Here is a 6374-nt window from a genome sequence, read left to right as displayed (position 1 = left end):
GTGCCGACATCAATTCCGAGATACATGTTCGGACGGCCTCCAGAACCGTTTGATTTTTCCCGACGTCATGATTGCGCAGGTTAGAGCAAGGTCCATTCCAGATGGTTGAAGCACGGAATGCAACAAAAAAAGCCGCTGCGGGGCAGCGGCTTTGATGTCTTGATGCCTGTCTTGGCATGCAACCGCTTAGCGGGTCGGGGTCGGTTCGTCGCCGCTATAGTCATAGAAGCCACGACCAGCCTTGCGGCCAAGCCATCCGGCTTCGACATATTTGACCAGAAGCGGGCACGGGCGATACTTGGTATCGGCCAGACCATCATGCAGGACATGCATGATCGACAGGCAGGTATCGAGACCAATAAAGTCGGCCAGCTGCAGCGGGCCCATCGGATGGTTCGCACCCAGACGCATTGCAGTATCGATGGACTCGACGTTCCCCACACCTTCGTAAAGGGTGTAGATCGCCTCGTTGATCATCGGAAGCAGGATGCGGTTGACGATAAAGGCCGGGAAGTCTTCGGCACTCGCCGTGTCCTTGCCAAGCTTTTTGGTCAGTTCATGAATGGTGCGATAGGTGGTCTCGTCTGTGGCAATGCCGCGGATCAGTTCCACCAGTTTCATCAACGGTACCGGGTTCATGAAGTGCATGCCCATGAACTTCGCCGGGCGGTCGGTATAGGACGCCAGACGGGTGACCGAAATCGATGAAGTGTTGGTCGCGATGATCGCTTCCGGGCCAAGCACCGGGCACAGGGCCTTGAAGATCTGTTTCTTGATCTCTTCGTTTTCGGTGGCCGCTTCGATAACCAGATCACAGTCAGACAGGAAGGAATATTCCGTTCCGGTTGAGATCAGTTTCAGCGCAGCGTCTTTTTGCGCTGCGGTAATGATCTCTTTCTTGACCTGTCGGTCCATGTTCTTTTCCATCACGCCGATGGCCTTGTCCAAGGCTTCTTGCGAGATGTCGAGAATTCGGACGTCGTAACCAGCCAGTGCGATCACATGTGCAATACCATTGCCCATCTGACCGGCGCCGATTACGCCAATGGTTTTAATATCTTCCAACGAAGCCATTTGTTCCCCACTCGTCCCCAAGGGTCAAAACAACAGTATGCGTAGCTTTGACCCTAACGGGGATCAGATTATTTGTCGAGTTCACTCGCCAGAGCGGGAAGGGCCTCGAACAGGTCACCGACAAGTCCGTAATCCGCAACCGAGAAGATCGGTGCTTCTTCGTCCTTGTTGATTGCCACGATGACCTTACTGTCCTTCATGCCGGCAAGGTGCTGGATAGCACCCGAAATGCCTACAGCAATGTATAGCTGCGGTGCAACAACTTTGCCGGTCTGGCCAACCTGCCAGTCATTCGGGGCATAACCCGCATCAACCGCAGCGCGAGAAGCGCCGATGGCAGCGCCGAGTTTGTCGGCAATCGGTTCGATCAGGTGGAAGTTTTCACCCGAACCCATACCGCGACCGCCAGAGATGACGATGCCAGCAGCGGTGAGTTCCGGACGTTCCGACTCGGTCAGTTCCTGACCAACGAAGCTCGACTTGCCAGCATCGGCTGCAACAGCAACGTCTTCGATGGCAGCCGAACCGCCTTCGCCAGCAACCGCATCAAAGCCGGTGGTACGGACAGTAATCAGCTTAAGCGCGTCAGACGACTGGACGGTCGCCATGGCGTTACCGGCATAAATCGGACGGACAAAGGTGTCCGCATCAACAACATCGGTGATGTCGGAAATCTGTGCGACATCTTTCTTTGCTGCAACGCGGGGCATGAAGTTCTTGCCCGTGGATGATGCCGGCGCAAGAACGTGGCTGTAATCATCAGCCAGTTCGACCACCAGACCTGCCATGTTTTCAGCCAGGAAATGGCCGTAGGCAGCGTTGTCCGCGAGGAGAACCTTGGAGACACCTTCGATCTTGGCCGCCGCGTCGGCAACGGCCTTGCAGCCTTCGCCCGCGACCAGAACGCTGATGTCGCCACCGATTTTCTGAGCAGCAGCAACGGTGTTAAGCGTGCCACCCTTCAGTTCGGTGTTGTCGTGTTCGGCAATTACAAGAATGCTCATTTGATTGATCCCCGCTTAGATTACTTTTGCTTCGTTGCGGAGCTTGTCGACAAGCTCTGCGACATCGGCAACTTTGACACCTGCCTGACGTGCTTCCGGTTCGGCAACTTTCAGGGTTTTCAGGCGCGGCGCGGTATCAACACCAAGATCGGCCGGGCTCATGGTATCGAGCGGCTTTTTCTTGGCTTTCATGATGTTCGGCAGCGACGCGTAACGCGGCTCGTTGAGACGCAGGTCGGTGGTCACAATTGCTGGAAGATCAATCTTGATGGTTTCAAGGCCACCGTCGATTTCACGCGTGACATCAAGTTTGCCGTCAGCAACGGCAACCTTGGACGCGAAGGTGCCCTGCGGCCAATCCAGCAGCGCGGCCAGCATCTGACCCGTCTGGTTGGCATCATCGTCAATTGCCTGTTTGCCAAGGATCACAAGATCCGGGCTTTCCTTGGCAACGACTTCTTTCAGGAGCTTTGCAACAGCCAGCGGCTGGAGTTCGTCCTCGGTTTCGACCAGAATGCCGCGATCGGCACCCATGGCAAGGGCGGTGCGCAGGGTCTCCTGGCACTGTTTAACGCCGAGCGATACAGCAACCACTTCGGTGGCAGTACCTGCTTCCTTGAGGCGGATGGCCTCTTCAACGGCGATTTCGTCAAACGGGTTCATGGACATCTTAACGTTGTTTAATTCAACGCCAGACTGGTCCTGTTTGACACGGATCTTGACGTTGTAATCCACAACGCGCTTAACGGCGACAAGAACCTTCATGACAGACCTGTTCGTTTTTGTTGTCGAAACTGCGGGCTTTGCTCCCTACTAAGGCAGAAGGCAAGCGGACCCGCATGGTAATGTTTTCCCCGCGACGCACAATAAGTAGTGCTACGCAGGTTGTCAATTTACGTAAAGGTGTTGACGTTAACGACAACTTCTTCACGAAAATCTTGATGCCCTTCGCGGTCTTGATACGGCAAAAATCCGCAAGGGAACAAGGATTTTGTCCGATAATCCTGTTATCGGGCCAGATTATCGGGTCAGTCCGGGCTGCCAGAGAACATCTTCCTTGCCGTCGTTATTGGCGTGGCGGGCAAGGACAAACATGTGGTCTGACAGTCTGTTGACATATCGCATGGCTTCCGGGTTGATGGTTTCAACCCCGGCAAGCTCGACAATCAGGCGCTCCGCCCGGCGCGAGACAGTGCGCGCCACATGAAGCTGTGCTGCAAGCGCACTGCCACCGGGCAGAACAAAAGATTTCAGCGGATCAAGCGAAGCGTTGATCTGATCAATTTCGGTTTCAAGACGCTCGGTTTGCTTGGCAGTAATGCGTAGGGCGGGTTGTTCGGGATTATCATCGCTGCCATCCCCGGGCGTGCAAAGATCCGCCCCCAGATCGAAAAGATCATTCTGGATTCGCGCGAGCATCTCATCGACTTCGCCTTGTGCATGCAGTCGGGCAACACCGATCACGGCATTGGTTTCATCCACGGTGCCATAGGCGTCCACGCGCACGGAATTTTTGGGAACGCGGGTGCCATTGCCAAGGGCGGTTTTGCCCTTGTCACCGGATTTTGTATAGATACGAGTCAGTTGAACCATGTGTCGTCCGTAATCTTGGTTTGTGTGGTCAAGGCGTATGCTTGGCTTAGGAACCAACAGCCATCAGCGACAGGATGAAAAGCAGCAACAGGGCCAGACCCTGCAACAGGACGCGCATTTGCATCAGTTTGTTTTGCTTGCGTGCATCCTTGCCGCGCGCCATGGAAACAATGCCCATGACCAGAACACCTGCGACAGCTGCCATCGCAATCAACACACCAATCTGTAAAAAACCAGCCATTCCTGTTTCTTCCCTGTTTCTGCCCGCAGACTTCTACCGCGCCCGGCGGAGACATGCTGCGCCAAACGGACGCAACAGGCAACCAGACGATAGGATATTTCGCAATTAGTCGATGGTTTCGCTTTCCCCGAAGCTGCGGCGGTCGATTTTGAATTTCTTGATACGCGAGGCCAGTGTGGTTGGTTTGATATCCGGAAATGTGACCGCGCCATTTTCGCCAAGTACCTGTGGAGCTTTGTATCGGCCAATCCTGGATCTTGATCATTTTGCCCTTTAGATCGCTGCCACGGAACGTCTTTTACTTTCTTGGGGTGTTTAAGTCCGGGAGTGTTGGTGGAAACAATTAGTTGCCTGATTTCCGGTGGCGCAATCGTTGTGATAGCCTAAATGTATTGGTCAACAACCTATTGACTTTGAAAGGGCTTTATCATGGCTGATCTGTCGAGTTTCGATATTACCAAGCGCTGGCCGGCGCAAAATCCGGACGTTATCCAGCTTTATTCCCTGCCGACCCCGAACGGGGTAAAGGTTTCCATCATGCTGGAAGAGACCGGTCTGGACTATGAGCCGCATCTGATCAATATCGGCGAAGATGAAACATGGACCCCGGAGTTCCTGTCGCTGAACCCGAACGGTAAAATCCCGGCAATCATTGATCCGAACGGACCGAATGGTGAGCCACTTGGTCTGTTTGAATCCGGTGCCATCATTCAGTATCTGGCCGAGAAAACCGGAAAGTTCCTGCCCGCCGATCCGGCGAAACGCATTGAGGCGATCCAATGGGTTTATTTCCAGATGGGCGGACTCGGTCCGATCTTGGGCCAGCTTGGCTTCTTCCATAAATTTGCAGGCAAGGAGATCGAGGACAAGCGACCACTTGATCGTTATCGCAAAGAGTCCAAACGTTTGCTGGGAGTTCTTGAGACCCGTCTTGAAGGACGCGACTGGATCATGGGTGATGAATATACCATTGCCGACATTGCATCGCTGGGTTGGGTGCGCAACCTGATCGGTTTTTATGACGCTGGTGATCTGGTTGATTATGACGAATTTAAAAACGTTCCGGCCTGGCTTGAGCGTGGTCTTGAGCGTCCGGCGGTTCAACGCGGTGTGAATATTCCCGCCCGCGACTGATCTGCGCATATCGCGGAAATTTCGCCGAAACCTGACCGGATGATCAGAAATACTTTTCATCCGGTCAGACTGGCTTTAACTAGGGGGCAGATTTTGTCCCACGAAGTTAAGAGACCAACCCCCATGACGACCTTCAAGACCAGCCGCATCAAGGACGCAAGCCTTGCCCAGCAGATCACTGACGAGACCCTTGCCTGGCGCGAGGTGATTTGTCCGGTGACGGCGAAGTACGGAAACTATGTTGCCAAGCGCGACCTGCGTGACAAGACCATCGTCAGTTTCCAGCATGTTCTTGAAGATACCATTCCGACCTTGCTGCCCTTTGTAAAGGCCGGTGCAAAGGTCAAGGTCGGCGCGTGTAACCCGGATAGCACCGATGATGTCGCGGCCGCCTACCTTGCCGCCAACGGGGTCGAGGTCCACGCCTTTTCCGGAATGACACCCGAAGAATACGCCAATAGCATCGATATCCTGTCGTCTGAGCCCGCCGATATCGTCGCGGATATGGGTGGCGAGCTGATCGAGGCGTTTGTTAAAAAGGGCCAAAAGGTTGACGGCGCGCTTGAAGCCACCACGACCGGTGTTCATCGTGTGGAAAAGCTTGAGTATTCCTTCCCGGTGTTTAACTGGAACGACATTGCGATCAAGGACCGTCTGCATAATCGCCACCATGTCGCGCAGGAAATGTGGCCGGTCTTTTCGAATGTGACGGGTCTTGCCCTTTATGGCCGGTCGGTTCTGGTGATCGGGTTTGGCCCGGTCGGGCGCGGTGTGGCGGAACGTGCGCGTAATCTTGGGGCGGTGGTCTCGGTCGCCGAGCGCGATCCGGTCCGCGCCCTTGAGGCACAGCATCATGGTTGCCGTGTGGTGAGCCTTGAAGACGGCCTGAAGGAATGCGCGATCATTGTTACCGCCACCGGCCTTTCTGGCATTCTGGGCGAGAAACAAATCAAGCAATGCCGTCGCGGTGCAATCCTGGTCAATGTCGGCCATTCGAATACCGAGATCGATGTCAAATGGCTTGATACCCAGCCGCGCACCAAAATGCGCCGCTATATTGAACGGTTCGAGCTTGATAACAGCCGTGAGGTCTATCTCCTCAATCGCGGAAGCTTGCTTAACCTGGCGCCCGGCATGGGCGGATCGGGCAAGGATCTGTTTGATCCGTTCTCGGCCATTCTGATCCGCGGTATCGACTGGTTGGCATCTGGTGGGGCAACATCTTTCAAGCCGGGCTTTTATGCATATCCCCAGGATGTCGAGCGCGAAATCGCCGAAGCAATCCTGCAGTCCCATAGTTAAGGCTCAGAAGACCATTTAAGGTTCTT

Annotated in this window: 7 protein-coding genes; 2 read left to right on the top strand and 5 right to left on the bottom strand. The window is 54.5% G+C overall.

Annotated elements, in window-relative coordinates; translation table 11 throughout:
• Window positions 1-186 precede the first annotated feature (186 nt).
• The 5 genes from B2R48_RS06240 to B2R48_RS06220 all read right to left on the bottom strand — a co-directional run bounded on the left by B2R48_RS06240 (window position 187) and on the right by B2R48_RS06220 (window position 3912).
• A complete protein-coding gene (locus B2R48_RS06240; protein WP_062956692.1) occupies window positions 187-1074 on the bottom strand; it encodes a 3-hydroxybutyryl-CoA dehydrogenase in 888 nt (295 codons plus the stop codon).
• Window positions 1075-1142: 68 nt separating this feature from the next.
• On the bottom strand, window positions 1143-2078 hold the full coding sequence (locus tag B2R48_RS06235; RefSeq protein ID WP_296998835.1) for an electron transfer flavoprotein subunit alpha/FixB family protein: 936 nt from the start codon (window positions 2076-2078) through the stop codon (window positions 1143-1145).
• A 15-nt stretch (window positions 2079-2093) separates the two neighbouring features.
• Window positions 2094-2843: an electron transfer flavoprotein subunit beta/FixA family protein gene (locus B2R48_RS06230; protein ID WP_062956690.1), complete on the bottom strand. Its 750-nt coding sequence runs from the start codon at window positions 2841-2843 to the stop codon at window positions 2094-2096.
• Window positions 2844-3098: 255 nt separating this feature from the next.
• A complete protein-coding gene (locus B2R48_RS06225) occupies window positions 3099-3671 on the bottom strand; it encodes a cob(I)yrinic acid a,c-diamide adenosyltransferase (RefSeq protein ID WP_296998831.1) in 573 nt (190 codons plus the stop codon).
• Window positions 3672-3717: 46 nt separating this feature from the next.
• The gene (locus B2R48_RS06220; RefSeq protein ID WP_213473566.1) at window positions 3718-3912 is read right to left on the bottom strand and encodes a twin transmembrane helix small protein; all 195 of its coding nucleotides are present in this window, start codon (window positions 3910-3912) and stop codon (window positions 3718-3720) included.
• A 429-nt stretch (window positions 3913-4341) separates the two neighbouring features.
• On the opposite strand from B2R48_RS06220, the gene B2R48_RS06215 reads away from it, so the two are divergent.
• Together B2R48_RS06215 and B2R48_RS06210 are read left to right on the top strand one after the other, a co-directional pair.
• On the top strand, window positions 4342-5046 hold the full coding sequence (locus B2R48_RS06215) for a glutathione S-transferase N-terminal domain-containing protein (RefSeq protein ID WP_296998829.1): 705 nt from the start codon (window positions 4342-4344) through the stop codon (window positions 5044-5046).
• A 123-nt stretch (window positions 5047-5169) separates the two neighbouring features.
• A complete protein-coding gene (locus B2R48_RS06210) occupies window positions 5170-6348 on the top strand; it encodes an adenosylhomocysteinase (protein WP_296998827.1) in 1179 nt (392 codons plus the stop codon).
• Window positions 6349-6374 lie beyond the last annotated feature (26 nt).

This window comes from Thalassospira sp. UBA848, from assembly GCF_002295455.1.
Classification (GTDB): domain Bacteria; phylum Pseudomonadota; class Alphaproteobacteria; order Rhodospirillales; family Thalassospiraceae; genus Thalassospira.
Note: the sequence above shows the minus strand (reverse complement) of the source record. Positions and strands in the feature narration are given on the sequence as shown.

Excerpts from the sequence above, each read along its gene's own strand:
- B2R48_RS06220 (WP_213473566.1), bottom strand. The coding sequence starts at position 3,912 with ATGGCTGGTTTTTTACAGATTGGTGTGTTGATTGCGATGGCAGCTGTC.
- B2R48_RS06210 (WP_296998827.1), top strand. The coding sequence starts at position 5,170 with ATGACGACCTTCAAGACCAGCCGCATCAAGGACGCAAGCCTTGCCCAG.
- B2R48_RS06240 (WP_062956692.1), bottom strand. The coding sequence starts at position 1,074 with ATGGCTTCGTTGGAAGATATTAAAACCATTGGCGTAATCGGCGCCGGT.
- B2R48_RS06235 (WP_296998835.1), bottom strand. The coding sequence starts at position 2,078 with ATGAGCATTCTTGTAATTGCCGAACACGACAACACCGAACTGAAGGGT.
- B2R48_RS06215 (WP_296998829.1), top strand. The coding sequence starts at position 4,342 with ATGGCTGATCTGTCGAGTTTCGATATTACCAAGCGCTGGCCGGCGCAA.
- B2R48_RS06225 (WP_296998831.1), bottom strand. The coding sequence starts at position 3,671 with ATGGTTCAACTGACTCGTATCTATACAAAATCCGGTGACAAGGGCAAA.
- B2R48_RS06230 (WP_062956690.1), bottom strand. The coding sequence starts at position 2,843 with ATGAAGGTTCTTGTCGCCGTTAAGCGCGTTGTGGATTACAACGTCAAG.